General features: G+C 59.2%; 22 protein-coding genes. 6 read left to right on the top strand and 16 right to left on the bottom strand.

Annotated elements, in window-relative coordinates; all coding sequences use genetic code 11:
- Positions 1-176 precede the first annotated feature (176 nt).
- The 3 genes from folP to aadA1 all read right to left on the bottom strand — a co-directional run bounded on the left by folP (position 177) and on the right by aadA1 (position 2,444).
- Complete coding sequence (gene folP, locus CKA81_RS11620; protein WP_000259026.1) at positions 177-1,148, bottom strand: dihydropteroate synthase; 972 nt, start codon at positions 1,146-1,148, stop codon at positions 177-179.
- Positions 1,142-1,489, bottom strand: a complete 348-nt coding sequence (locus CKA81_RS11615; RefSeq protein ID WP_000679427.1) for a quaternary ammonium compound efflux SMR transporter QacE delta 1 — start codon at positions 1,487-1,489, stop codon at positions 1,142-1,144. The genes folP and CKA81_RS11615 overlap by 7 nt, the downstream gene beginning before the upstream one ends.
- Positions 1,490-1,652: 163 nt before the next feature.
- The gene (aadA1, locus tag CKA81_RS11610) at positions 1,653-2,444 is read right to left on the bottom strand and encodes an ANT(3'')-Ia family aminoglycoside nucleotidyltransferase AadA1 (RefSeq protein WP_001206316.1); all 792 of its coding nucleotides are present in this window, start codon (positions 2,442-2,444) and stop codon (positions 1,653-1,655) included.
- 145 nt (positions 2,445-2,589) lie between these two features.
- On the opposite strand from aadA1, the gene intI1 reads away from it, so the two are divergent.
- The 6 genes from intI1 (at position 2,590) to CKA81_RS11575 (ending at position 12,090) form a co-directional block, all read left to right on the top strand.
- Positions 2,590-3,603 (top strand): class 1 integron integrase IntI1, encoded by a 1,014-nt coding sequence (intI1, locus tag CKA81_RS11605; protein ID WP_000845048.1) that lies wholly within the window; start codon positions 2,590-2,592, stop codon positions 3,601-3,603.
- Positions 3,604-3,878: 275 nt separating this feature from the next.
- The gene (locus tag CKA81_RS11595) at positions 3,879-4,451 is read left to right on the top strand and encodes a recombinase family protein (RefSeq protein ID WP_113934837.1); all 573 of its coding nucleotides are present in this window, start codon (positions 3,879-3,881) and stop codon (positions 4,449-4,451) included.
- Positions 4,452-4,480: 29 nt separating this feature from the next.
- Positions 4,481-6,607 (top strand): site-specific DNA-methyltransferase, encoded by a 2,127-nt coding sequence (locus CKA81_RS11590; protein ID WP_113934836.1) that lies wholly within the window; start codon positions 4,481-4,483, stop codon positions 6,605-6,607.
- Positions 6,608-6,610: 3 nt separating this feature from the next.
- A complete protein-coding gene (locus CKA81_RS11585; protein ID WP_128355423.1) occupies positions 6,611-9,211 on the top strand; it encodes a DEAD/DEAH box helicase in 2,601 nt (866 codons plus the stop codon).
- A 51-nt stretch (positions 9,212-9,262) separates the two neighbouring features.
- On the top strand, positions 9,263-9,487 hold the full coding sequence (locus tag CKA81_RS11580) for a transcriptional regulator (RefSeq protein WP_128355422.1): 225 nt from the start codon (positions 9,263-9,265) through the stop codon (positions 9,485-9,487).
- Complete coding sequence (locus tag CKA81_RS11575) at positions 9,484-12,090, top strand: AAA family ATPase (RefSeq protein WP_128355421.1); 2,607 nt, start codon at positions 9,484-9,486, stop codon at positions 12,088-12,090. Before CKA81_RS11580 ends, CKA81_RS11575 begins: the two co-directional genes overlap by 4 nt.
- Positions 12,091-12,384: 294 nt before the next feature.
- On the opposite strand, the gene CKA81_RS11570 is transcribed toward CKA81_RS11575, so the two are convergent.
- The 13 genes from CKA81_RS11570 to CKA81_RS11510 form a co-directional block, all read right to left on the bottom strand.
- Complete coding sequence (locus CKA81_RS11570) at positions 12,385-13,995, bottom strand: type IV secretion system DNA-binding domain-containing protein (protein WP_128355420.1); 1,611 nt, start codon at positions 13,993-13,995, stop codon at positions 12,385-12,387.
- A 12-nt stretch (positions 13,996-14,007) separates the two neighbouring features.
- Positions 14,008-14,442: a hypothetical protein gene (locus CKA81_RS11565; protein WP_128355419.1), complete on the bottom strand. Its 435-nt coding sequence runs from the start codon at positions 14,440-14,442 to the stop codon at positions 14,008-14,010.
- A 6-nt stretch (positions 14,443-14,448) separates the two neighbouring features.
- Positions 14,449-15,156, bottom strand: coding sequence for a StbB family protein (stbB, locus tag CKA81_RS11560; protein ID WP_128355418.1), 708 nt, complete (start codon positions 15,154-15,156; stop codon positions 14,449-14,451).
- A 42-nt stretch (positions 15,157-15,198) separates the two neighbouring features.
- On the bottom strand, positions 15,199-15,618 hold the full coding sequence (locus tag CKA81_RS11555) for a hypothetical protein (protein WP_128355417.1): 420 nt from the start codon (positions 15,616-15,618) through the stop codon (positions 15,199-15,201).
- Positions 15,619-15,642: 24 nt separating this feature from the next.
- Positions 15,643-16,101: a hypothetical protein gene (locus tag CKA81_RS11550; RefSeq protein WP_128355416.1), complete on the bottom strand. Its 459-nt coding sequence runs from the start codon at positions 16,099-16,101 to the stop codon at positions 15,643-15,645.
- Positions 16,102-16,552: 451 nt separating this feature from the next.
- Entirely contained in the window at positions 16,553-17,470 is a 918-nt protein-coding gene (locus CKA81_RS11545) for a TrfA (protein ID WP_128355415.1), read from the bottom strand.
- 129 nt (positions 17,471-17,599) lie between these two features.
- Positions 17,600-18,625 carry a P-type DNA transfer ATPase VirB11 gene (virB11, locus tag CKA81_RS11540; RefSeq protein ID WP_128355414.1) on the bottom strand — a complete coding sequence of 342 codons (1,026 nt, stop codon included), beginning with the start codon at positions 18,623-18,625 and terminating at the stop codon, positions 17,600-17,602.
- On the bottom strand, positions 18,597-19,706 hold the full coding sequence (gene virB10, locus CKA81_RS17425; protein ID WP_269467472.1) for a type IV secretion system protein VirB10: 1,110 nt from the start codon (positions 19,704-19,706) through the stop codon (positions 18,597-18,599). Before virB10 ends, virB11 begins: the two co-directional genes overlap by 29 nt.
- 11 nt (positions 19,707-19,717) lie before the next feature.
- Positions 19,718-20,569 (bottom strand): P-type conjugative transfer protein VirB9, encoded by an 852-nt coding sequence (virB9, locus tag CKA81_RS11530; protein WP_128355412.1) that lies wholly within the window; start codon positions 20,567-20,569, stop codon positions 19,718-19,720.
- A gap of 26 nt (positions 20,570-20,595) precedes the next feature.
- Positions 20,596-21,282 carry a virB8 family protein gene (locus tag CKA81_RS11525; protein ID WP_128355411.1) on the bottom strand — a complete coding sequence of 229 codons (687 nt, stop codon included), beginning with the start codon at positions 21,280-21,282 and terminating at the stop codon, positions 20,596-20,598.
- Positions 21,283-21,285: 3 nt separating this feature from the next.
- The gene (locus CKA81_RS11520; RefSeq protein ID WP_026483152.1) at positions 21,286-21,423 is read right to left on the bottom strand and encodes a hypothetical protein; all 138 of its coding nucleotides are present in this window, start codon (positions 21,421-21,423) and stop codon (positions 21,286-21,288) included.
- 76 nt (positions 21,424-21,499) lie between these two features.
- Positions 21,500-22,450, bottom strand: coding sequence for a type IV secretion system protein (locus tag CKA81_RS11515; RefSeq protein ID WP_128355410.1), 951 nt, complete (start codon positions 22,448-22,450; stop codon positions 21,500-21,502).
- Between the two features lie 11 nt (positions 22,451-22,461).
- Complete coding sequence (locus tag CKA81_RS11510; protein ID WP_128355409.1) at positions 22,462-23,166, bottom strand: type IV secretion system protein; 705 nt, start codon at positions 23,164-23,166, stop codon at positions 22,462-22,464.
- Positions 23,167-23,200 lie beyond the last annotated feature (34 nt).

Genomic DNA, 23,200 nt, shown 5'->3' with positions numbered 1-23,200 from the left:
GCTCGTCAGCAATCAGATGGGATTGGTCTTACAGAGCGCCGCAACAACAATTCTGATGTTGCGGCTTACTTGTCTGCTGACTTGGAATTTCCCATGCTGATGGCTCCACGATTACGAAATTGAATAGCAGCTCTTATCGAATTAGTTGTTGCGTTGCAATGCGGTATCGTTGGCTCCTATAGCCCCAACCCCCGCTGCCGCCCTAACTGCCACGACACCGAACCGCCCTGCATGATACCCGCGACCTCGCGGCCGAGCTGGCGGTCGATGATCGGCCGCCACGGGACAAGGGTGAACTCGTGGCTCTTTTCCACGATGGCGAACTTGCCGCTCGTTAGCTGGACAGTCCCGGTGAACTTGCCGCTGACACTCTCACCATCCTTGGCGGCGCGGAACGGCAGCGCCTTGCCCTCGGCCATCTCCGCACCGGCGCGCGCAACTTCCCGCTCGCGCAGGGTGGCGAGAAGATTGCGCCGGTAGAAGATTCGGCCGTCCCTGTTGCGCGTGGCGTCGCGCTGTTCGATATGATGCTCGCGGCGCTGGTCCATGGCTTCGCGGACCTGTTGCCCGAAGCCGGTCGGCGCAAGGTCGGCCGTTTCGCCATGGACCAATCGCCGGTCCATCCCCGGATCGAGGATGAGCCGGTCGGCAGCGACCCCGCTCCGTCGCAAGGCGGAAACCCGCGCCTCGAAGAACCGCACAATCTCGTCGAGCGCGTCTTCGGGTCGAAGGTGACCGGTGCGGGTGGCGATGCCATCCCGCTGCGCTGAGTGCATAACCACCAGCCTGCAGTCCGCCTCAGCAATATCGGGATAGAGCGCAGGGTCAGGAAATCCTTGGATATCGTTCAGGTAGCCCACGCCGCGCTTGAGCGCATAGCGCTGGGTTTCCGGTTGGAAGCTGTCGATTGAAACACGGTGCATCTGATCGGACAGGGCGTCTAAGAGCGGCGCAATACGTCTGATCTCATCGGCCGGCGATACAGGCCTCGCGTCCGGATGGCTGGCGGCCGGTCCGACATCCACGACGTCTGATCCGACTCGCAGCATTTCGATCGCCGCGGTGACAGCGCCGGCGGGGTCTAGCCGCCGGCTCTCATCGAAGAAGGAGTCCTCGGTGAGATTCAGAATGCCGAACACCGTCACCATGGCGTCGGCCTCCGCAGCGACTTCCACGATGGGGATCGGGCGAGCAAAAAGGCAGCAATTATGAGCCCCATACCTACAAAGCCCCACGCATCAAGCTTTTGCCCATGAAGCAACCAGGCAATGGCTGTAATTATGACGACGCCGAGTCCCGACCAGACTGCATAAGCAACACCGACAGGGATGGATTTCAGAACCAGAGAAAGAAAATAAAATGCGATGCCATAACCGATTATGACAACGGCGGAAGGGGCAAGCTTAGTAAAGCCCTCGCTAGATTTTAATGCGGATGTTGCGATTACTTCGCCAACTATTGCGATAACAAGAAAAAGCCAGCCTTTCATGATATATCTCCCAATTTGTGTAGGGCTTATTATGCACGCTTAAAAATAATAAAAGCAGACTTGACCTGATAGTTTGGCTGTGAGCAATTATGTGCTTAGTGCATCTAACGCTTGAGTTAAGCCGCGCCGCGAAGCGGCGTCGGCTTGAACGAATTGTTAGACATTATTTGCCGACTACCTTGGTGATCTCGCCTTTCACGTAGTGAACAAATTCTTCCAACTGATCTGCGCGGGAGGCCAAGCGATCTTCTTCTTGTCCAAGATAAGCCTGTCTAGCTTCAAGTATGACGGGCTGATACTGGGCCGGCAGGCGCTCCATTGCCCAGTCGGCAGCGACATCCTTCGGCGCGATTTTGCCGGTTACTGCGCTGTACCAAATGCGGGACAACGTAAGCACTACATTTCGCTCATCGCCAGCCCAGTCGGGCGGCGAGTTCCATAGCGTTAAGGTTTCATTTAGCGCCTCAAATAGATCCTGTTCAGGAACCGGATCAAAGAGTTCCTCCGCCGCTGGACCTACCAAGGCAACGCTATGTTCTCTTGCTTTTGTCAGCAAGATAGCCAGATCAATGTCGATCGTGGCTGGCTCGAAGATACCTGCAAGAATGTCATTGCGCTGCCATTCTCCAAATTGCAGTTCGCGCTTAGCTGGATAACGCCACGGAATGATGTCGTCGTGCACAACAATGGTGACTTCTACAGCGCGGAGAATCTCGCTCTCTCCAGGGGAAGCCGAAGTTTCCAAAAGGTCGTTGATCAAAGCTCGCCGCGTTGTTTCATCAAGCCTTACGGTCACCGTAACCAGCAAATCAATATCACTGTGTGGCTTCAGGCCGCCATCCACTGCGGAGCCGTACAAATGTACGGCCAGCAACGTCGGTTCGAGATGGCGCTCGATGACGCCAACTACCTCTGATAGTTGAGTCGATACTTCGGCGATCACCGCTTCCCTCATGATGTTTAACTTTGTTTTAGGGCGACTGCCCTGCTGCGTAACATCGTTGCTGCTCCATAACATCAAACATCGACCCACGGCGTAACGCGCTTGCTGCTTGGATGCCCGAGGCATAGACTGTACAAAAAAACAGTCATAACAAGCCATGAAAACCGCCACTGCGCCGTTACCACCGCTGCGTTCGGTCAAGGTTCTGGACCAGTTGCGTGAGCGCATACGCTACTTGCATTACAGTTTACGAACCGAACAGGCTTATGTCCACTGGGTTCGTGCCTTCATCCGTTTCCACGGTGTGCGTCACCCGGCAACCTTGGGCAGCAGCGAAGTCGAGGCATTTCTGTCCTGGCTGGCGAACGAGCGCAAGGTTTCGGTCTCCACGCATCGTCAGGCATTGGCGGCCTTGCTGTTCTTCTACGGCAAGGTGCTGTGCACGGATCTGCCCTGGCTTCAGGAGATCGGAAGACCTCGGCCGTCGCGGCGCTTGCCGGTGGTGCTGACCCCGGATGAAGTGGTTCGCATCCTCGGTTTTCTGGAAGGCGAGCATCGTTTGTTCGCCCAGCTTCTGTATGGAACGGGCATGCGGATCAGTGAGGGTTTGCAACTGCGGGTCAAGGATCTGGATTTCGATCACGGCACGATCATCGTGCGGGAGGGCAAGGGCTCCAAGGATCGGGCCTTGATGTTACCCGAGAGCTTGGCACCCAGCCTGCGCGAGCAGCTGTCGCGTGCACGGGCATGGTGGCTGAAGGACCAGGCCGAGGGCCGCAGCGGCGTTGCGCTTCCCGACGCCCTTGAGCGGAAGTATCCGCGCGCCGGGCATTCCTGGCCGTGGTTCTGGGTTTTTGCGCAGCACACGCATTCGACCGATCCACGGAGCGGTGTCGTGCGTCGCCATCACATGTATGACCAGACCTTTCAGCGCGCCTTCAAACGTGCCGTAGAACAAGCAGGCATCACGAAGCCCGCCACACCGCACACCCTCCGCCACTCGTTCGCGACGGCCTTGCTCCGCAGCGGTTACGACATTCGAACCGTGCAGGATCTGCTCGGCCATTCCGACGTCTCTACGACGATGATTTACACGCATGTGCTGAAAGTTGGCGGTGCCGGAGTGCGCTCACCGCTTGATGCGCTGCCGCCCCTCACTAGTGAGAGGTAGGGCAGCGCAAGTCAATCCTGGCGGATTCACTACCCCTGCGCGAAGGCCATCGGTGCCGCATCGAACGGCCGGTTGCGGAAAGTCCTCCCTGCGTCCGCTGATGGCCGGCAGCAGCCCGTCGTTGCCTGATGGATCCAACCCCTCCGCTGCTATAGTGCAGTCGGCTTCTGACGTTCAGTGCAGCCGTCTTCTGAAAACGACAGCACTTTACCTTCGTGAAAGCCGCTCTCTGGTGTTAATATCGGCGTCAAGTTTTCAATGTCCCGGATGCGTCCATGAATCAACGCATAGGATACGCCCGCGTATCAACCGATGATCAGCACCTTGACCTGCAGCGCGACGCGCTCCAGCAGGCTGGGTGTGGCGTGATCTATGAAGAAGCGGCCAGTGGCAAGAATACGGCTCGCCCCGAGCTTGAGCAGTGCCGCAAGGCGCTGCGGGCAGGGGACACCCTGGTGGTGTGGCGGCTGGATCGGCTCGGGCGCAGCCTGCCAGACCTTGTGCAGATCGTGACCGATCTTGAGCAGCGCAGCATCGGCTTTGAAAGTTTGACAGAAAAGATCGAAACCGGCAGCGCGGCGGGCAAGCTTATTTTTCATGTGTTCGCAGCGCTGGCCGAATTTGAGCGCGGTTTGATCCGAGAGCGGACGCAAGCCGGGTTGGCGGCCGCTCGTGCCCGTGGCCGCGCCGGTGGCCGCAAGCCGAAGCTGGATGAACAGCAGGTTAGAGAGATCAAAGCCCTGCTGCGTGACCCCCATATTCAGGTGGCTGACGTGGCCCGTCGCTATGGCGTATCTCGAACCACGATTTACAAGCATTGCGGCGTCGTACAACCACGCCATCAATAGCGAAGAAACAAAAGAGGGAAAGCATTTCCGTGTCCAGACTGACTGATTTGATTGCCAAGGCAAAAGCCAAAGATTCGGCCCTGGGGGCTGAGTTGGATCGAGAGTTCAAGATTCTCTCTTCGCGCCTTCCCTTCGGCTTGAACTTCGAGCGGCATAGCCCCGAAGCGGTTGAACTGCCGCTGCGCCCGATACGCAAGGGCGACAAGGTGCGCGTGCTGTCGGAACGTGGCACAACCCAAAAGGGCGATCAGCGGCTGTGGCAGGTGAAGTCGATCCACAAGGCGAAGAAAACGGCTGACTTGGAGCTGCTGGATGCGACAGAGGTCGAAATGCAGACCGTGGCGCTGGGGGATTTGGTGGTGGTAGCCCAGTTCCGCGACATCATCTATCCCGGCCTGGTCAGCACCGGTAAAGTGCAGCGTGGTGGCGACAAGCCGTGCCACACCGTCATCAACGGTGAGAACTACCACGCTCTCAAAGCGCTGACCTATACCCACCGGGGAAAGGTGGACGTCATCTATATCGACCCGCCGTATAACACCGGGGCGAAGGACTGGAAGTATAACAACGACTATGTGGAGGGCGACGACCAATATCGTCACAGCAAATGGCTGGCGATGATGGAGCGCCGCTTGCTGGTAGCGAAAGAATTGTTGAATCCGGCGGATTCAGTGTTGATCGTAACTATTGATGAAAAGGAGTATCTGCGGCTTGGGTTGCTTTTAGAACAGGTATTCCCAGAAGCTAGAACCCAAATGGTTAGTGTTTCAATCAACCCAGCAGCGGTTGCTCGTGCAGGGTATTTCGGCAGATCCGACGAGTATTATTTTTTCGTGATGCTGGGGCGAAGTGGGGTCAAACCAATTCGCCTTTCTGACGAGTGGATCACGACAAAGGGCCGAACTCATAAAGGTGACATTCGATGGGATTTACTTCGAAAATCTGGATCAAGTCCAACTCGAGACGGGCACCCTGAAACTTTCTACCCTTTTTTTGTTTATGAAGATGGGAAATCGTTCCATAGCGTTGGTGAACCAATTGGGGTAGGTGCGAATCGTCACGACACGGTAGCTCCCGATGGAACGATAGCTGTTTGGCCCATCCGCAAAAACGGAACAGAGGGACGTTGGCGGCTTAAGCCATCCACTGTGAGAGAAGTTTTGTCGTCCGGAGGGCTTCGACTTGGAGAACTGAAGGGTGAAACAACTCCCGTATATTACCTGGCAGAGGGCGAGCGTTCGAAAATTGAGAACGGAACTTATGAGGTGCTTGGGCGTCGCGACGACGGATCGGTAATTACTTCGACACTAGAAACGACAGATCGCGTTACCGTACCTGGCTCTCAATGGCGTATTGGTTCACATGATGCGACACAATACGGCACGAGGTTGCTGCTGAATTTTCTTCCTTATCGCAGATTTCCATTTCCAAAGTCGCTCTATGCGGTTGAAGATGCACTACGTTTCTTTGTCTCTGACAAATCGGAGGCTGTTATTCTCGACTTCTTTTCTGGTTCTGGAACCACTGCGCACGCTGTAATGCGGCTTAACAAGCAAGACGGCGGGCAGCGCCAATGCATCAGTGTGACTAACAACGAAGTTGCCGCTGACGAACAGAAAAAGTTGCGCGAAGCAGGTTGGCGTCCCGGCGATGCCGAGTGGGAAAAGTGGGGCATCTGCGACTACATCACCAAACCTCGCGTTGCCGCTGCCATCACGGGCAAGACACCCGACGGCGAACCCATCAAGGGCGACTACAAATTCACCGATGAATTTCCGATGGCTGAAGGCTTCGAGGAAAACGCAGAGTTCTTCACGCTGACCTATGAGACGCCGGTATCGGTCAATTACAACCTGGCGTTCAACCGGATTGCGCCGTTGCTGTGGCTGCGAGCAGGAGCGCAGGGCAGTCGCATAGACAAGCTGCCCGACAATGGGTGGGCGGTGGCCAATACTTATGGCTTGCTCAGCAATGTGGATGCGGCCACACCCTTTATCAAGGCGCTGGCTAAGGCCGATGGAGTACGCATTGCCTATATCGTCACCGATGATGACCGCCGCTTCCAGGCGATTGCCAAGCGGTTGCCCGATGGCGTCGAGCCGGTGCGCTTGTACGAATCGTATCTGACCAATTTCAGCTTCACTAACGGAGAGTAACGGATGAAGTTCACGCTCAAAGACTACCAGCGCGACGCCGTCCGCGACTCCCTGAATAACCTGGGCAAGGCCCGCCGCCTGTGGCATAACGAATCCGACCGAACGGCGTTTTCGCTTACAGCGGTGACTGGTGCGGGTAAGACCGTGATGGCCGCTGCCACATTCGAGGCGCTGTTTCACGGTGATGATGAGTTCAGCTTTGATGCCGACCCCGGCGCGGTGGTGATCTGGTTCAGCGACGACCCTTCGCTGAACGAACAGACCCGCTTTCGCTTTATCGAGGCGAGTGACCGCATCAACTACACCGACCTGGTGGTGGTGGAAAACACCTTCAACAGACCGAAATTCCAGGCGGGGAAAATTTACTTCCTCAATACCCAGAAGCTCAGCAAGAACAGCTTGCTGGTGCGTGGCCATGATCCTGAAGAAATGGCCGCCAAGCTGGACAGCACCTTCGCGGACATGCGGCCCGACCTGCGGGCATACACGATTTGGGACACTATTCAGAACACCATTGAAGACCCGGATTTGACGCTTTATCTGGTGCTGGATGAGGCGCACCGTGGTATGGGTGTGCAGACAGCAGCCAGCCAGAACGCCAAAAGCACGATTGTGCAGCGGCTCATCAATGGCGTGGGCAGCGTGCCCGGTGTTCCTGCTGTCTGGGGTATTTCAGCCACGGTGGAGCGGTTCAACAAAGCGATTGAGTCGGCAGGCAAACACATCAAGCTGCCCAATGTGGAAGTTGATGCGTCCAAGGTGCAAGAGTCCGGCCTGATCAAGGACACCATCCTGCTGGATATTCCAGACAATGCGGGCGATTTCGATACCGTGCTGGTGCGGCGTGCGACCGATAAATTGAAGGAATCCAGTCTTGCCTGGGGCGCTTATTCCAAGCAGCAACAGGAAGCTCAGCTTGTCGTGCCATTGATGGTTTTGCAGGTGCCCAACACGCCTGACCCCGATGAAATCGGGCGGGCGCTGGATACCATTTTCGAGCGCTACCCTGAGCTGCCCTCTGCCAGCGTGGCGCACGTTTTTGGGGATCACACCACACAGCGCTTCGGTAACCGCGATGTGCCCTACATCGAGCCGCAGCGAGTTCAAGAATCGGCCTGGGTGCGGGTGCTGATTGCCAAGGATGCGATCAGCACCGGCTGGGATTGCCCGCGTGCCGAGGTCATGGTGTCGTTCCGTGCGGCCAGCGACAAGACGCACATCACGCAGTTGCTGGGTCGCCTGGTACGTTCGCCGCTGGCCCGCCGTATTCCTGGCAACGACCGCCTGAACGCAGTGGACTGCTTGCTGCCGAAATTCAATCGCAAGGCCGTGGAGCAGGTGGTCGATGAGCTGACAACTGGCAACGAGGCGGCAACGCCTGGGCGCGTGTTGATCGACTACATGGAGGTGCAGCCGAACCCTGCTGTCGCGCCTGCCGTGTGGGAAGCATTCGAGGCGTTGCCGTCACAAACGCGGCCGCAACGTGGTGCCAGGCCTGCGGTCAGGTTGACTTCGTTGGCACACGAATTGGCGTCCGACGATATTCTGTCCGGCGCGGGCAGACTGGCACACGCCGAGATGCACGCCGCCTTGGATTCGTTTCAGGCCGACAACGAAGCCAAGATCAAGGCCAAGCGGCAGTCCGTGTTAGTTGTGGACGGGAAAACCGTGAAAGCAGACATGCTGGGACAGGGCCGGAGCCTGGAACAGTTCTGGGAAGATGCCGATATGGCGGTGATCGACGATGCCTACCGCCGTGCGGCGCGCATCTTCAGCCCGGCGATTGCTCATTCGTATGTCGACCATCTGGCGAGCCAGGAGGCCGACCGGAACGAAGACCCGGAAGGCTTTCTTGAGGCCATCATGGAGGCCCGCGTAACCGTTGCTGGTTTGGGGCTGGTGATGGAGGCGCAGGCCTATTTTGATGCTGAGGCCGATAAGCTAGCGAAGGACTGGTTGACTCGGTATGGGGCGCAGATCAAGGCGCTCAGCGATGATCGACGCGAGTCCTACAGGCAGATCATCGAAATGAGCACGGAGCCGCAGGACGTGGGCTTGCTCAAGCCTGAAGCTCGTTATGAGGCAACCAAGGCGAACGAAAACGGCAAGGTGAGAGTGCTCCCAGTCTGGGATGACCACTTGCTATGCAACGATGCCGGCAAATACCCCGCTGAACTGAATGACTGGGAGCGGACGGTAGTCGAGACTGAATCGGCAAGGCCGGGGTTCTCGTTCTGGTATCGCAACCCGCAGCAGCCTGGGCAGGCTTCGCTGGGTATTGCCTATGAGAAATCGGGGCAGTACGGCATTGTTCGCCCGGACTTTCTGTTCTTTGCCACTCAGGGGGATGGCTCTCTCGTCGTCGATCTGGTTGACCCGCACGGCCTGCATTTGAGCGACGCGCTAGTCAAGCTGCAGGGCTTGGCTCTGTATGCTGCCAATCATGCTGATACCTATCGCCGAATTGAGTCCATCGCCCAGGTGAAGGGCAGCGACAAACTGCGTGTGCTCAACCTGAAACGGCGGGAAGTGCAGGATGCGGTGGCGGACGCCCAAGATGCGGAGGTTTTGTTCAGCAGCGGGCTGGCAGATGACTATCAGTGATCGTGCAACCGGATTGACTAATCAGATCAGTGACTATTGGAGTCACAGCGCATGAAGCCGCACAACGCAACTGACCTCTTTTTTGTGACCGAGGAAGCAGAAGCCGAGATGGTCGCCGCCGGCTATGAGTTTGAGCCGCCGAGCCACGCGCGAACAGCGAGCATCCGCGAGCTGTTCGGCTGGCAGCCCGGCGAGACCCTATCCGAGGCTGTGAGCAGGCACCTGGAGAAGGCTGGTGCAGGTAGCGGGTGCAAACCGAGAGGCGAAGGTGTATGACGACGGAAGCAGAGGCTCTCGCCAATATCCTTGCATGGTCTGCTGATTGTCCTGACTGGCAGCGTGACGCATTGCGCCGACTTGCAACGCAAGTAGCCTTGGAACCGGCCGAGATCGACGAGCTGACTTCCATCTGCAAGGGCGAGAACCCAGCCGTCCCACTGGAAGCAGGGCACCTTCGTGGCCCGAACCAGGATCAGGGGGAAGTCTATCTACGTCAGGTGCATGGAGTTCGGCATGTTAACGCCCTGGCCCCCGATCAGCGGCTGACGCTTCACCGTGTCGGTTTGACCATCATCTACGGCGACAACGGATCAGGAAAGTCCGGCTACGCACGTATTCTCAAGAAGGTTTGTCGCGCCCGTATGCCTGGTCGGACTGAGGAAATCGTCCCTGACATCTATGACCCAGCGCCAGGTACGCCGAGCGCCACGATTGAATACGCGATCAGCGGCCAGAACCGCACTTGTGCTTGGCAGCTTGGACAGGCTGCCGACACCGCACTTTCAGGCATTAGCGTGTTCGATTCACGCACTGCGAACGTCCACGTTGACGATACGAATGACGTGGCTTACACGCCGTTTCCGCTCAAACTACTGGGTGCGCTGGCGCAGCTCTGTAAGTCGGTCAAGGACAAGTTGGCAGCCGAGATTGCGCAGATAAAGGCGCAAACTCCCGAAGCGATCAAGACGCCAGCATGCAGCAGGGAGACAGAGGTTGGCAGGCTCATGGCTCGGCTCACCGCCAGCATTGCGCCGGCGACGGTCGAAACGATGGCTACGCTCACGCAAGCAGAGCAAGACCGATTGGCGCAGCTCACTGCGGACCTGGCTGGTGATCCGGCTCGCGCGGCGCGCCAACTTGCGGCGTTGAAGACCAAGGTTGACGGGCAGGTTGCGCGCCTAGATCGGCTATTTGCTTCAATCAGCGACGATACCGCCAAAGACCTGCGCCGCCTTGCTGTTGATAGCGATGCCACGCGCCGGGCGGCAGAAGCTGCTTCCAGTGCGCTCTTCCGCGACGAACCGTTGCCGCAGATTGGGTCGGATGTTTGGCAGGCGCTATGGGCCAGCGCCAGAGCATTTTCTGACGCGGAAGCCTATCCCGAACAGCGATTCCCCGTGACAGATCCTGGCAGCGTATGCGTGCTTTGCCAGCAGGAATTGACCCCCGTCGCCGCTGATCGCCTCAATCGCTTCGAGACTTTTGTGCGCGACGACAGCCAGCAACGTGCCGATGCTGCGCGTGTCGCATACGACAGAGCGCTAACAGCGTTCAAGGGCGAGTCTGTTTCGTTGTCAGAGCTGGCGAACATTGTGGCAACCATCCGCGACGAACTGCGTCAGGATGCCTTGGCGCTGGAGATTAGGGGCGCGACCCTGCGCGCCCTGTGGCGTCATCGCCAGATCAGGCGACGCCACGCAAATCCAAGCGCTGCTATTGACGTGCCCGTTCCGGAATATTCGCGTCAGGCGCTGGTGGATCAAGCTGAGGGCATTGAGACTCGAGCGAACGCCCTTGCAGCAGAGGCGGGCTCTCCAGCTCGCGCCGCCTTGCTTACCGAACAGGCCGAGCTTGTGGATCGGCAATGGCTTGGTGGCATCAAAGCCGATGTTCTCGCCGAAATCGAACGCCAGAAAAAAATCGCACGGCTTGAGACGGCCCAGCGGGACACTGCGACCAACCGTGTCACCACCAAGAGCACCGAGATCGCTCAGAATTTGGTCACGGACGCGCTACGCGCACAGTTCGCTCGCGAGGTGGCGAGCTTCGAGATTGCAGGTCTCGCTGTGGAGCTTCGGCAGCAAAATAGCGTTCAGGGCATCCCTCGCTTCAAGGTCGCACTTACGCGGAAGCCCACGGCTGCGGTGGGGCAGGTCTTGAGCGAAGGCGAGCACCGCTGCGTTGCCTTGGCCGCGTTTATGGCCGAACTCGCCACCACCGAAAACAAGTCCGGTATCGTCTTTGACGATCCCGTTTCATCGCTCGACCATATGCACCGGGAGGCCGTGGCCAAGCGCCTGATAGCTGAGGCCGTGCATCGCCAGGTTATCGTCTTCACGCATGATCTGGCGTTCCTGTTTGAGCTGAATCGCGCGGCGAATGATGCCCAGCCCAAGCCGCCGGTGGCGATTAGCTCCATCAGCCGGGGAGCTGACAAGGCAGGCTTCTGCCGCAGCGAGCCGCCATTCAAAGCCCGTCGGGTCAGTGACATCACCACAAGTCTGAGCAATCAGCTTGCTGGTGAACGCTACCATTTCGAGCAAGGCAATCAAGACGAGTGGCGAAAAACTGTCAAATCCATCGCAGCAACGTTGCGCGATACTTGGGAAATCGCGGTTGAAGAAGCTGTCGGGCATGTTATCCGGCGACTGTCCAACGAAGTGAGGACGCCTGGCTTGGTCAAGCTGACCGCGATCACGGTTCCCGACTGTGAGACTATGCGTGATGGCTTTGGTCGCTGTTCCGAACTGCTGCATAGCGCCGCCGCTACGTTGAACCGCCCTCTGCCGAGGCCAGAAGCACTGACGGCCGAGATTGATGCCTTGGCGACTTGGGCGGACAGCCTTCGGCAGCGTCAGAGCGCTGTGAGGTTGCCCTGATTTCTTGGTGTCACTCAAGTGCTGTGAAGCTGAACATGGCATTTTTCATGGCATTGACAAAAATATATGTCGTAATATGTTGATTTTTAATGAAAATTAGTAGCTATGAATAATCGAGTGGGAATCATCGGTAATACAAAGCCGTGCTGTTAAGTGGTAGTGGTCACACAATACCAATCTCTCTGCAGTCCTCTAATGCTGAATGCCCATGAAATCGGTGTGCATGCCCCTCTGGCTGTTTATAGTTTTCTCGGTGTTTTATCTGACAGATAATTTCGTTATGGCGAAATCAGTTCAAAGTATCTTCCCAGACTCCTGAAACGCGCCCGCAGCCACCACATACTCCCTGAACGGTAACTCCACCCGAGCAATCGCATAATCCCCCGCCAATGCCACATACCCGCCCAGCGCTGGCAGCGCCTGTATCTGCGCCGCCGTTACCACCTCCTCCGTCACCCGTTCCATGTTGTCCGACGTATTGCGGTTGTCCGCACTGCGGCTGATGCTGAACTTGGGCCGTTCCACTTCATGCTTGCCCAGGCTTTCGCTCATGTCCTTGGCGGTCTGCGGGTCGGTGCGGGAGCCACCAAGCACGGCCAGGTTGCGGAAGCTGGCCCGGATGGTGGTGGCCATGGTGCGTCCGTAGATATGTTCCAGTTGTGATGTGCTTTGCAGGCCCGCCACGATGCGCAGGCCGTTCTTCCGTCCTTTGGTCAGGCCGGCTTCCAGTGAGGGCAAAGCTTCCAGGCTGGCCAGTTCGTCAATGAAAAGCCACCAGCGTCGGTGTGCGCTTTCGGGCATGGACAGGATGGAGGTAATGAACACGTCTGCCCAGGACGAAACCAAGGGTTTCATGGAACTCATCATGTCTTCGCGCCAGTTGATATACAGGTTGCCGCCGTCGGGCTTTGTCAGCCAGTCGCGGATGGAGAACCTGCCCGGTTTCATGCCGGTATGTTCCGAGAGCTTGTTCGACAGTACGAAGCGGGCAGAGGACAGCGCCTTGCTGGCTTCGCTGGAACCGACGAACAGGGATTCTGCCAGGGTGCCTTCCAGAAACTGCTTCAGGACTTTGGGGTCTTCGATGGTGCAAAGGCGGAACAGGTCCATGATGCTGGCTTCATCGCCCTGCAATTCATAGAGTTTCTTGGCGGTTTCGCGCAGCAGCAGGCGGCCGAAATCGTTCCATTCTTCCGCATTTCGATCCTGGCTCATGGGAACCATGGAGCGGGCCAGCCGCTTCCAGTCGTAATCGGCGCGCACTTCGTTGAAGAAGGACCAGCCCTGGCTGCGGGCGTCATAGGGGTTGAGGATGACATCGTTGGGTTGCCAGAATTTGCTGAGGAGATCGCCATTGGGGTCAATGACGATCATGCGGTCATTGTGTGTGGGCGTTTGGCCGGGAATATGCCGGGCCATGTCATGCTGCGAGCGCTTGAGTACCGATGCCGCCATGTTCCGCAGCAGTACGGATTTACCGGAACCCGTCGCTCCACTGATGAGCAGGTGCAGGTTTTCATTGGCGGTTGGCATGGGGATGCCGCCTACATCTATCTGCATCGTGTCGCGTTCTTCGCATTGGCGTGCCAGGTTGTTGGCGCTGGTGGTGCGGGTGCCACGCACAAAGCGCTTGTAGGCTGCGCCTTCAAAACCTTCGGTCCTGGCGGTGCGACCAATGAATAGAATCAGTGTCAGGGAAAGCACCAGGCCGACACCCAGGGCGCCCCAGAGCACGGGGTATTGCGGCGTGAGCATCACGAAATGCCGGAAGGTATGGGCGTTCCAGTCGCGCCAGTGCATCTGGCTGGCCCAGGTGGCGGCAAGCATCCAGGTAGTGGCCGGAAAGACGGCCAGGGAAAAGGCGGCGATACGCCGCCGGGTGATGGGTGAGATCAGGGTGGACATGGAGCATGACCCTCAAGGAATCAGAAGCTGGCCCAGGGCCAGCCCGGCCAGCAGCCCGCCGAGCACGCCGGCGGTGCCGCCTACGACGAGGGCAATGAACGCCATGCGGCGAGCGGATTGGTGGGCGATACGGGCATACTGGGCGGATTCCCGGCTCAACTGATCCAGGCGGGTGCCGGTATCGCTCAGCATGGATTGAAGGGACTGCTGAAGCTGTAGATTCACAGGCTTTGACGCCGCTTCAAGCGTAGCGCTCAGGTGGCGACCGAGTTGCTGGGGCAACATCTGTTGCGCCTCGCTCATGGACTGCATCTGCTGCTGGGCGGCATTCAGGTTGCGGGTGACGGCTTCCAGCCTGTCCACCAGGCCGGCGACTTCGCCCAGGACTTCGTGGTACAGCAAATCCAGTTTTGAACGGGGGCCGCTGGGCGGGGTGTGGGCGTCCATGACAGATTACGAAAACAGTGCAGCGAAGGCTGCATTCATCTGTCTGTCCACTGGCTTGGCCAGGGCGCGCAGGGCGTGGCGGTTACTCAGCTGCGAGATGCGAGCATGGTCGTCAGGGTCAGCGCTGCGCAGCAGGGCGCGATAGTCGGTCTGGTCGGCCAGGACATCCGCGATGGTGGTGCGCTGGTCGGCTAGCAGTTCGAAGACTTCGTTTTCATAGATGGCAGCCTGGGCGTTGGCCTGCACTTCGCCCGACTTGGCGGCATAGGCCAGGATGGAGGGAAACTCTTCTTCCACGCTGCTATCGACACGGTTGAACAGAATCCGTACCCGGTCCGAGTCCACACCCAGCGCAGCCAGCGCGGCCACGGTTTTGATGGTTTCGCGCTGGGCTTTGCCAGTGTTGATGACCGGCAGCACGAAGTAGCTCATTTCTTCATGCGCGCCTTCGTAACGCATCATGTGAGTCAGAAAATCTTCGATGTTGCTGGCCCCGACATCGACAATGGCGTCATCCCGGGTGAGCAGTTCGCGGAACAGGCGGCCAAAGTGCTCACCGCGTAGCTGATCGACGTTCAGACCCAGGTCGGCCCCGGTTTCGTTGGTGGATTCCACCGCAAAAATCTGAGCCCCGTTCATGCGGGGCGCTAGCAGGTGGGAAGCAACAACCGTCTTGCCAACGGAGCCGGTGTAGTTGAGAACGGCGACTTTCATGGTTTATTCCTTGTGGTGGTGCAGTCAGAGAAGAAGGGGGCGTTACTTGCCTTCACGGCGTAGGGCTTCCAGGTCGATACGCATGTCGCGAATCTTGCGCAGGTCGCCGGGCGTCTCGATGTTGCTGGGCCGGCCCTGGATGGCATCAAGGGCTGGTGCAGATGTGGGCGGCGCTTTTGGGGGTGTGGCGGGCGCGGCATGTGGCTTGGGCTGCGATGCAGGTTTGGCTGCAGCAGACCGCTGGGCTTTGCGCCAGCGGTACAGCGTGATGGCGTAGGTGCTGTACTGCACCGACAGGCCCGCTGCGGCCAGATCATCCAGCACGGCAGCATGGGGAACGCCGGCGGTGAGCTCAGCTTCGATCAGAGGAAAGAGCGCGCGCAGCTGGGCGGCGATGCTGATGCGAGGGTCCAGCTCAGCGAGCGCGGCCCGGTAGCGTGCGACGGGAGCGGGTTCAGTCATAGGATTCCAGGGGATAGGTGCCGCTTATCGCGACAGTTCAGGAAAGACGGCAGACTGCTTGGCGACCAGCCAGGAGCGGCCCGTGGCCAGCGCTTCGTCGTAGGCGGATTGTTCGTCTGTGAACGGGGCAGTCTTGCCGTGGGTGGAGAATTGACCGCCGCCGACTTCCTGGCCGTTTTCCAGCAGGCGCAGGGTGAAGCTGCCTGTGTCGGCTGGGTGAGGAAGAATCTCGAAATTAAAGCGCAGCCGGGTCTGGGTGACTTCGTCGTAGAACTGTCTTTCGACTTCGCGAAGTCGCGCTGTCCACTCCGGGCCGATGCGCTCCAGGGCTTCAGCGATGCTGTAGCCGCGTTCGCGCAGCCAGTCGCAGCGGTTCAGGATGAGTGCCGCAGTGAGCGCTTCGCCCAGGCTCATGGTGCCGATGCCATGGAGGGCGGCTTCCTGTGCGATGTTGAGCATGCGGGTGTCGATGGTCGAGTGCATGGAGTCTCCTTTGCCCTGTGACTTGATGGGCAGTGCTTGGGGTGAAAAGAAGGGGTAGCCCAGGTGGGCGGGTGCTGGCTTCGTTGCTGACCGACAGCCGCTTTGCGGCTGTACAGCGTGGCGATGCAAGATGGCTTCGCGTGAAGAGGAGAAATGCTGCGCGTCAGGCGGGCCGACGGCATGACTTGTTCACAGGCCGGTTTGGTAGAAGAAAGGTAGAAATAAGGTAGAAGGCGTCGCGATGGCTGGAAAGCCAGCATTCATGCGGGTTTCAAAAAATCTTGCGCGATGCTGTGACGATAAAGCGCGATGTTCTGACGAAAGGCCGCGATCTTATGACGCGCTTGCCGCGATGCTATGACGACGCCAAAAACCACTTATCCACAGGCCGAAAATCGGGCCGGAAATGGCTGTTTTTGGGGATGAAGCGCGATGCTATGACGATGAAAAACTACCGTTCAAGGCGCGTCCAGACCGCCTGTTCATGGCCCCGAGTCGCGGCTTCAATCCGGGGTTCTGCGATGACTTTCAGGGCTTCCAGTTCGTCCAGGCTACGCTCCAGCGTGACCCGGAAATCCCGCATGCGCCCGGTGTATTGGGCGCGTTGCTTGAGGATGTCCAGGCTGTATTTCTGCTGGATGTCGGCAGAGGTGCCAATCAGCCGCTGCAGGCTTTTTGAGAGGTCATGACGCATCTGCAGGCGCTTGGCCCAGTCCACCAGGGCATATTCCCGGTTGCCGAATATCTGCGCCCAGCGAGGGTCGGCATACAGGGTGTAGCTGCCTGTGGGTTCGTGATAGTCAAAGCCCCCAATCATGGCAATCACACGGGTGGAAGGGTGGCGGCCATAACTGTATTTCACTGAGCCGTCTTTCCTGCGTGCCTCGATGCAGAGGGTAAAGCGGGCCAGGTCTTTCATGCCTTCATGCAGCCATTCGTAGGCGCTGCCGCCTGTGGGCCGGCCCATGCCGCGCAGGAAGTCGGCACGGTTGATAACCGGCGCTTCGCCCAGCAGGGCGGTGGTCTGCAGATACATGGCGTGCATCCAGATGTCGGCATGGTCTTCGCTCAGCTGCTTGCCAGAACCCTTGAGCAGAATGTGGCTCCCCTCCAGGAACACGGTTTCATCGTGGAGAGGACGCCACCCGCGACGCACTGGAGCAAAGATGGCGCTGCGGGCAATGTAGTTCGGGATGGCGCGTACCGTTTCGTTCATGCCGGGCAGCATGAATGGTGTTGGGGTGGTGGCTTGTTTCTCAGCGGCGTCAGCCATGGCCTGTGAAGCTTTCTGCATGGCACGTTGCATGGCGGCTGACAGCCGCTGCAGGTTGGCATCCTTGTGAAAAGGGGTGCGGATGGGTGTGGTCATTGAAGATGCTCCGGGCGAGCCCATGCAAGGGCCGCCCGGAGTGTGTGCAGCGCCTCACACGGGTTCGGGGGTAGGGGACCCGGCAGACTGCCGGGTCGAATGGATTGGGTGTGGCGCTGTTGCGGGAACTCAGGCGACGACGTGGCGCCGGGGTTCAAACCAGATTTCTTTCACGCGGAACTGCTCGACATGCACGACAATGTCCACGGTCTGCTGCAGAAAGGTCTGGATTGTGGGCAAGTCCAGATTGCCGCCGGTGGGTGACTGCTTGGTAAGGATGGCCAGCCGGTCGAAGGCGTCGATTGCGCTGTTGGCGTGTGTCGTGGTGACGGACCCCGGGTGGCCAGTGTTCAGCGCAGCCAGATAGTCCCAGCTTTCCGGGCCGCGTAACTCTGCCAGGAAAATCCGGTCGGGCGACAGGCGCATGCAGGCAGCCAGGCAGTCGGTGGCCGACACTCGGCCCCGTGTGCCGCCGTACATCATATGGACGCGGTTTTCATGCCAGGGCAGGATCAGTTCATGTACGTCTTCAATGGTGATAAGGCGTTCATGGACGGGTATTTCATTCATGAGGGATCGGGCAAAGGTGGTTTTGCCTGATCCTGTTGCACCCGAAATCACCACGTTTTTGCGCGCGCGGACGGCGTCCACCAAAAACTCGAAATAGTCTCCCCTGTTTTTCAGTATCAGCAGCCGCTGATCGAGTTTCGACAGGCCGTCAGCACCATATTTGGCGGTGGCATCCATGGTGGATTTGAACGCCCCGCCGGATGCCAGCTGCTTCAGATAGAAAGTTTCCGTGGCGTGTTTGCGGATGTTGATGGCGATGGAGCCGTCTATGCAGGCCGGCGGCAGAATGATCTGGCCGCGCTCCCCATCGGGCAGTACCACCGACATGATGGGGCTGCGCGCCATGTGGTTGTAGGCCGCCAGTGCCGTCGCTAATGCTTCCAGGTGCGGGTAGCTCAGTTCCTCGCAGTCGTGCGATATCCAGTGTCCGTCCGTGCGGGCGTACAGATGCCCCTCGCGCACGATGGCGATCTCTGTGACTTTCGGGTCTTGCAGATGCTGGGCCAGGGGCCGCAGAAAAGTCCGCACAGAAATGGCGCGATCAAAAGGTACCACTTCAAGGGGTAAGTTCAAGGTCGTAGACATGGCTGAAGTCCAGATCACGGGCGACCATGATGCCGATGCGTTCGCCCTGGTTTTTGTAAAGGGTCGGGGGTATGTCCAGAGACTTTTCCAGAATCTTGGCGATAGCTTCTTGCCCGCCCTGGGCGGTGTTGTCGAATCGGATGTTGTTGTCGCCGGACTGGCCCTGGTTCGATGCCCAGTTGCCGAAGTCGCCGACCAGGGACAGCAGGATGGCGTTGCCGAAGCGTTCCCAGAAATGGTTGTCAACATGACCGTCCAGCCCAGCTTCGCCTAGTGGGCCGGTGCCGGGTGAGGCCAACTCAACGATGACACCAGCGGGTGTTTCCAGCCGGTTCCAGGTGACAAAGGCGCGGGCCTGGCCCTGCTGGATGCCGCCGGACTGATAGCCGGTGAACTTGGTGCCGGCGTCGATCAGCTTGACCTTGCCGTTGGCGCTCATGACATCTTGGGTGGCCAGGCAGGTGAGCAGCCCCGGTTGGGTGCTGACCAGCTTGGTCTGCAGAGTGCAGTCGATCATGGTGCCTTGGGTGAGCAGGAAGTTGCGATCCCCCAGCTGCCCGGCCACAGAGGGCGCAAGTTCCAAAGGCCGCAGCTTGTCGGCCAGTGGACCGGCATCACTGTAGGGGCCGCCCGGGGCGCTGGCCGGACGGCTGCCTGCGCTGCCGCCTTCTGCGCCGCCCGCCTGCAGCGGGCTCGCCAATCGCCGCAGCGCCACTTCATCGACAGGCGGCGGTGCTGAGGGCGTGGGTGGTGGAAGCACATAGGCGGGCGCTGAGACAGGTCCAGGTGCTGGGGGTGGCAAGGGTTTGGGTGGCGCGGGGCGCTCCACCCTGGGCGGCTTCAGCCGGTTGGTGATTCCGCTTTGATCGGCTTCCAGACTGCTGTCGCTGGCAGGCGCTGGTTCCCGGCTCCAGGCTTTCAGCAGCACACCGATGGCCACGGCAATGGCCACCAGGATGGTGAGCCACAGAAAAGCGCGTGCGCCACGTGGGGCGCTGCGCCCGGCGGTTTCCAGGTTCAGGGCTTCGCGCTCCAGGCTGGCTGCGGTGGTCTGATCCTGGCGCGGATCGGTGTCGTTCATGGGCTGTTCCTTCATGGCGAGATCTCCCGAACTCGCAGCGTCGGTACAGGCGCTGCCGCGCCTTTCACCGTGCGCCGGACGGTGGGGGATGCTGTGCCGGTGTGGGCGGGTACAGGGGTCAGGCCAAAGGCTTCGTTATGGATGGCCAGCACCTGGTTGCCCAGGCGCAGATGCCAGCGTGGCGAGGTGCGATGCAGCACCATCGTGCGTTCATCCGCCATGTGATAGTTGGTAATGACTTCCTGGCCGTCAGGGGTCACGCGGTACACCGTGGGCATGTCGGTTTCCGGCGGGAATTGCAGCCAGGTGTGGCGGCCATCATCCCAGGCGTGAACGGGCGCGATACTGGCGTTGCCACTGCGGGTGTATGCCTGCCAGTTCATCGTGCCGGCAGATGCCTGCAACGAGCGCTCAACTGCTGCCTTCTGTGCCGCTTGTGCCTTCATGCGGGCTTCCACTTCCGGGTAGCGCATCACCAGCTTGTAAAGGGCCGGGGCGCTGCGGTCGTGGCTGTAGGACAGTCGGAAGCTGTATTCGCGCCGGTCAGTGATGACAATGAGGTTGGTATGAGCGTCTTCGGCGGTGGGCTTGAAGAACAGGTGGTGGTTCTTGTACGTGAAGGCGTAAGCCTGGCTGTCGCCAAATACGTGATACTGATAGGTTTCGCCGGGCTCCAGCTGAATGTGAGTGGCGACTCCGATCACCGCATCGAGCTGAATCACGTTGGCCGGGTCATAGTTGACATAGCGCACCCGATGGTCGAGCCGTGAAGCGCGGGGCGTCTCCAGCGCCCAGGCGCTGGCTGGCAGGGCCAGGCACAGCAGCAGCGCCACCGCCCGACTGCGTGGGAAGAGTTCAAACATGGGGGTTCCTTCTGATCCAGGTCGGTTCAGCGCGACAGGTCGGCTGCCAGGTCGTAGCGCACCACCTGAAAGCCCAGCGGGTTGCGCCGGGCGACGGCTTCCGTGAGGGGTACGTCGGCGTACTGGTAGGCCATGGTGGCGATCAGGTGCCGCGTCCTGGTCACGTTGCCGGTGGAGACTTCACGTTCCGTTCTGGTGAAGCGGACAATGGCGGCCTGATTGGCGCCCAGGGTGATGGAATGAACCTGAACATCGACCGTACCCAGGGTGCCTAGCCGAGTGGTTACGGCATCCGGCCCTTCGAAACGCTTGCCGTACTGCACTTGAATGGGCGGCGATGACAGCAGGGCGCAGGTGTCGAATTGATCCTGGATGGTCTGCCAGCTATAGCCTTCGCAGTTCAGTACATAGGTGTTCAGAAAATACTTGGCGATGCGTTGGCCGTAGTCTTCCATCGGTTCGCCCAGGGTGCTGACATGCTCGATGCTGCCGGTGGCGTTATCCACGCGCACTACATACATTTCGGGCGGCTGCTTCAGGGGCGTCAATCCCGCCACGGCAGCGACAGCGGCAAAGGCGATCAGCCCCGCGCCCATCGCAACCTGCCAGGCGCGCTTGCGGCTGGTGACCAGTTCGCCCAGGTGGTCGCGCTCCAGGCCGCGCGATTGTTCCAGCCAGGCAGCCACGTCTTCAGACTTGAGAGGTTCTGCCACGGTTCAGACTCCTTTGAAAATCGGTGCGCTGGCGTTCACCGGCACACGCGGCCCGTCAGCAGGCTGTGGGGGTTGGGGCGCATGAAAGGCGCAGCCGGCCAGCAGCCCGGCCAGCGCCAGGGCGGCAATGAGTTTTTGCATGGGATGGGCTCCTGTCCTGCCGCGTGAGCAGAAGGAAGGGTGTGATGGCCCCGCTGGGCAGCGGGTGGGGAAAGGCTTACTTGGCGCGCAGTCGCAGCATGCTGCGCAGACGCAGAACAGAGAACGCGCCCCGGGCGGCGGAACCGACACCGAGTTGAGCGCCGAAGCCGTTGGAGAGACCGGCGGCGAGGCCGGGGATCAGAATCATGATGACCAGGCTGGCAGCGCCGACGAGCACCTGAGCGCCGAACAGTGAAAGCACGTCGGCCATTCCTGTTTCTATCTGGTCAGCGATCATGCGGATCAGCTGGATGTTGAGTTGCAGGATCAGGCCGAAGACCAAGCCTGCAAGCAAAGCCAGGAAGACAAAGTTCAATGCCTGTGAAACCCAGTTATTGAAGAGAGGCTTTGTTGGCTCGAACAATGTCGCGGCGATAAAGAGTGGCCCTGCTGCAACCACCAAGGCCATGCCGACTTTGCAGACCACCACAATGACCATGATGATGCTGCCAACGACGGCCGCATTGATTCGCAGCAGCGTCGCCAGGATGCTGACCAGCACTTCCCTGGTGGAAGGCATGAAGTTGTACCAGGGCCGGTCGCTTGCGCCCAGCATGGCATTGGATGCCTCACTGGTTTCGTTCTGCAGCTTATCGACTTCTGCCGCCACGTTGCCCGTGCCGAGTGCGAGCTGTGTGACATCGTCAGGCAGTGCGATCATGGTTTTGGCAATGTCGTTTTGGTACAGGCCGCCTGCGCCAAAAATCATGGACACAATCGCCACGAGAATGGCCTTGCGGAAGAACTCGGTGACGGTCATATTGCTCTGACCGTGCATGAGCGCAAACGCGTACACAACGAATTGCAGAGTCAGGCCCACCACGATGACCGGCATGAGTGCTTCGAAGAGTGCCTGCATCGGCCCGTTGATGGCATCGCTGAGAATGCTTTCGGTTTGAGTCATGACCCATTCAGCTATGTTGCTTGGCGTAGTGGGTGCCGCGACGGATGGAGTGAGGCTGGCCATGGCGTGCTAGCCTATTCAGCTGCGCCGGGGGATGAGTCTGACGCTGGCTTATTCCCAAACCATCCTCCATAGACACGTTCAGCCCGGGCCTGCAACAGTTGTCGTTCCGCATCCAGTTGCTGTGCAGCAAGCTGAATGCGGGTCTGTTCGGCTGAGATATTCGCCTGCTCAATCTGAATCCGCGCCTGCAGTTCAGCAATTTCCTTGGGGTTGGTCGTCTGGTTGATCTGATCCTGCAGGGCATCGACATTGGCCAGCCGCTGGGTCATCGAGTCGTAGGCCCGCTCACTCATGGCTTTTGCGGTTGCCTCAATGTTCAGTGACCGTTTTGACAGCTCCTGTCTGTCTTCGGCGAAGCTCACCGGCGCCATGACATCATCCGTGATGCGGGAAACATCCCCGTTCAAGCCTGAGTTACCGGATCGGTTGAGCAAGTCCTGAGCGTTGGAGGGCAGGGCAGCGCGAAGCTGATCGCGGATGGCGTAATCATTGGGAATGGCACCGTAGCCGCTGGATTGCGTGAATGCAGCAAGCTGCTCCCTGGCTGTCGCCAGTTGATCCGTCAGGTTCTTGAGCTGGTCACGGGCGGTCAGTAGCTGTTCTTGCAACTGGGCTATGGTTGCAGCATCGACCGTGGGGATGCCGCTGGCGCGGGCAGGGTTCATGAAAACAGCGGCCAGGGCGATACCCGCCGCAAGATGCTTGTAGCGTGTCATGGGAGAACTCCGGTGGTAAGGGGGGATCGGCGTG

The sequence above is a fragment of the Pollutimonas thiosulfatoxidans genome, from assembly GCF_004022565.1.
In the GTDB taxonomy this organism is placed as follows: Bacteria; Pseudomonadota; Gammaproteobacteria; order Burkholderiales; family Burkholderiaceae_B; genus Pusillimonas_D; species Pusillimonas_D thiosulfatoxidans.
This window is presented reverse-complemented; position numbering and strand designations above follow the sequence as displayed.

Coding starts and splice junctions, on each gene's coding strand:
- folP (WP_000259026.1), bottom strand. CDS start 1,148: ATGGTGACGGTGTTCGGCATTCTGAATCTCACCGAGGACTCCTTCTTC.
- CKA81_RS11615 (WP_000679427.1), bottom strand. CDS start 1,489: ATGAAAGGCTGGCTTTTTCTTGTTATCGCAATAGTTGGCGAAGTAATC.
- aadA1 (WP_001206316.1), bottom strand. CDS start 2,444: ATGAGGGAAGCGGTGATCGCCGAAGTATCGACTCAACTATCAGAGGTA.
- intI1 (WP_000845048.1), top strand. CDS start 2,590: ATGAAAACCGCCACTGCGCCGTTACCACCGCTGCGTTCGGTCAAGGTT.
- CKA81_RS11595 (WP_113934837.1), top strand. CDS start 3,879: ATGAATCAACGCATAGGATACGCCCGCGTATCAACCGATGATCAGCAC.
- CKA81_RS11585 (WP_128355423.1), top strand. CDS start 6,611: ATGAAGTTCACGCTCAAAGACTACCAGCGCGACGCCGTCCGCGACTCC.
- CKA81_RS11580 (WP_128355422.1), top strand. CDS start 9,263: ATGAAGCCGCACAACGCAACTGACCTCTTTTTTGTGACCGAGGAAGCA.
- CKA81_RS11575 (WP_128355421.1), top strand. CDS start 9,484: ATGACGACGGAAGCAGAGGCTCTCGCCAATATCCTTGCATGGTCTGCT.
- CKA81_RS11570 (WP_128355420.1), bottom strand. CDS start 13,995: ATGTCCACCCTGATCTCACCCATCACCCGGCGGCGTATCGCCGCCTTT.
- CKA81_RS11565 (WP_128355419.1), bottom strand. CDS start 14,442: ATGGACGCCCACACCCCGCCCAGCGGCCCCCGTTCAAAACTGGATTTG.
- stbB (WP_128355418.1), bottom strand. CDS start 15,156: ATGAAAGTCGCCGTTCTCAACTACACCGGCTCCGTTGGCAAGACGGTT.
- CKA81_RS11555 (WP_128355417.1), bottom strand. CDS start 15,618: ATGACTGAACCCGCTCCCGTCGCACGCTACCGGGCCGCGCTCGCTGAG.
- CKA81_RS11550 (WP_128355416.1), bottom strand. CDS start 16,101: ATGCACTCGACCATCGACACCCGCATGCTCAACATCGCACAGGAAGCC.
- CKA81_RS11545 (WP_128355415.1), bottom strand. CDS start 17,470: ATGACCACACCCATCCGCACCCCTTTTCACAAGGATGCCAACCTGCAG.
- virB11 (WP_128355414.1), bottom strand. CDS start 18,625: ATGTCTACGACCTTGAACTTACCCCTTGAAGTGGTACCTTTTGATCGC.
- virB10 (WP_269467472.1), bottom strand. CDS start 19,706: ATGAACGACACCGATCCGCGCCAGGATCAGACCACCGCAGCCAGCCTG.
- virB9 (WP_128355412.1), bottom strand. CDS start 20,569: ATGTTTGAACTCTTCCCACGCAGTCGGGCGGTGGCGCTGCTGCTGTGC.
- CKA81_RS11520 (WP_026483152.1), bottom strand. CDS start 21,423: ATGCAAAAACTCATTGCCGCCCTGGCGCTGGCCGGGCTGCTGGCCGGC.
- CKA81_RS11515 (WP_128355410.1), bottom strand. CDS start 22,450: ATGGCCAGCCTCACTCCATCCGTCGCGGCACCCACTACGCCAAGCAAC.
- CKA81_RS11510 (WP_128355409.1), bottom strand. CDS start 23,166: ATGACACGCTACAAGCATCTTGCGGCGGGTATCGCCCTGGCCGCTGTT.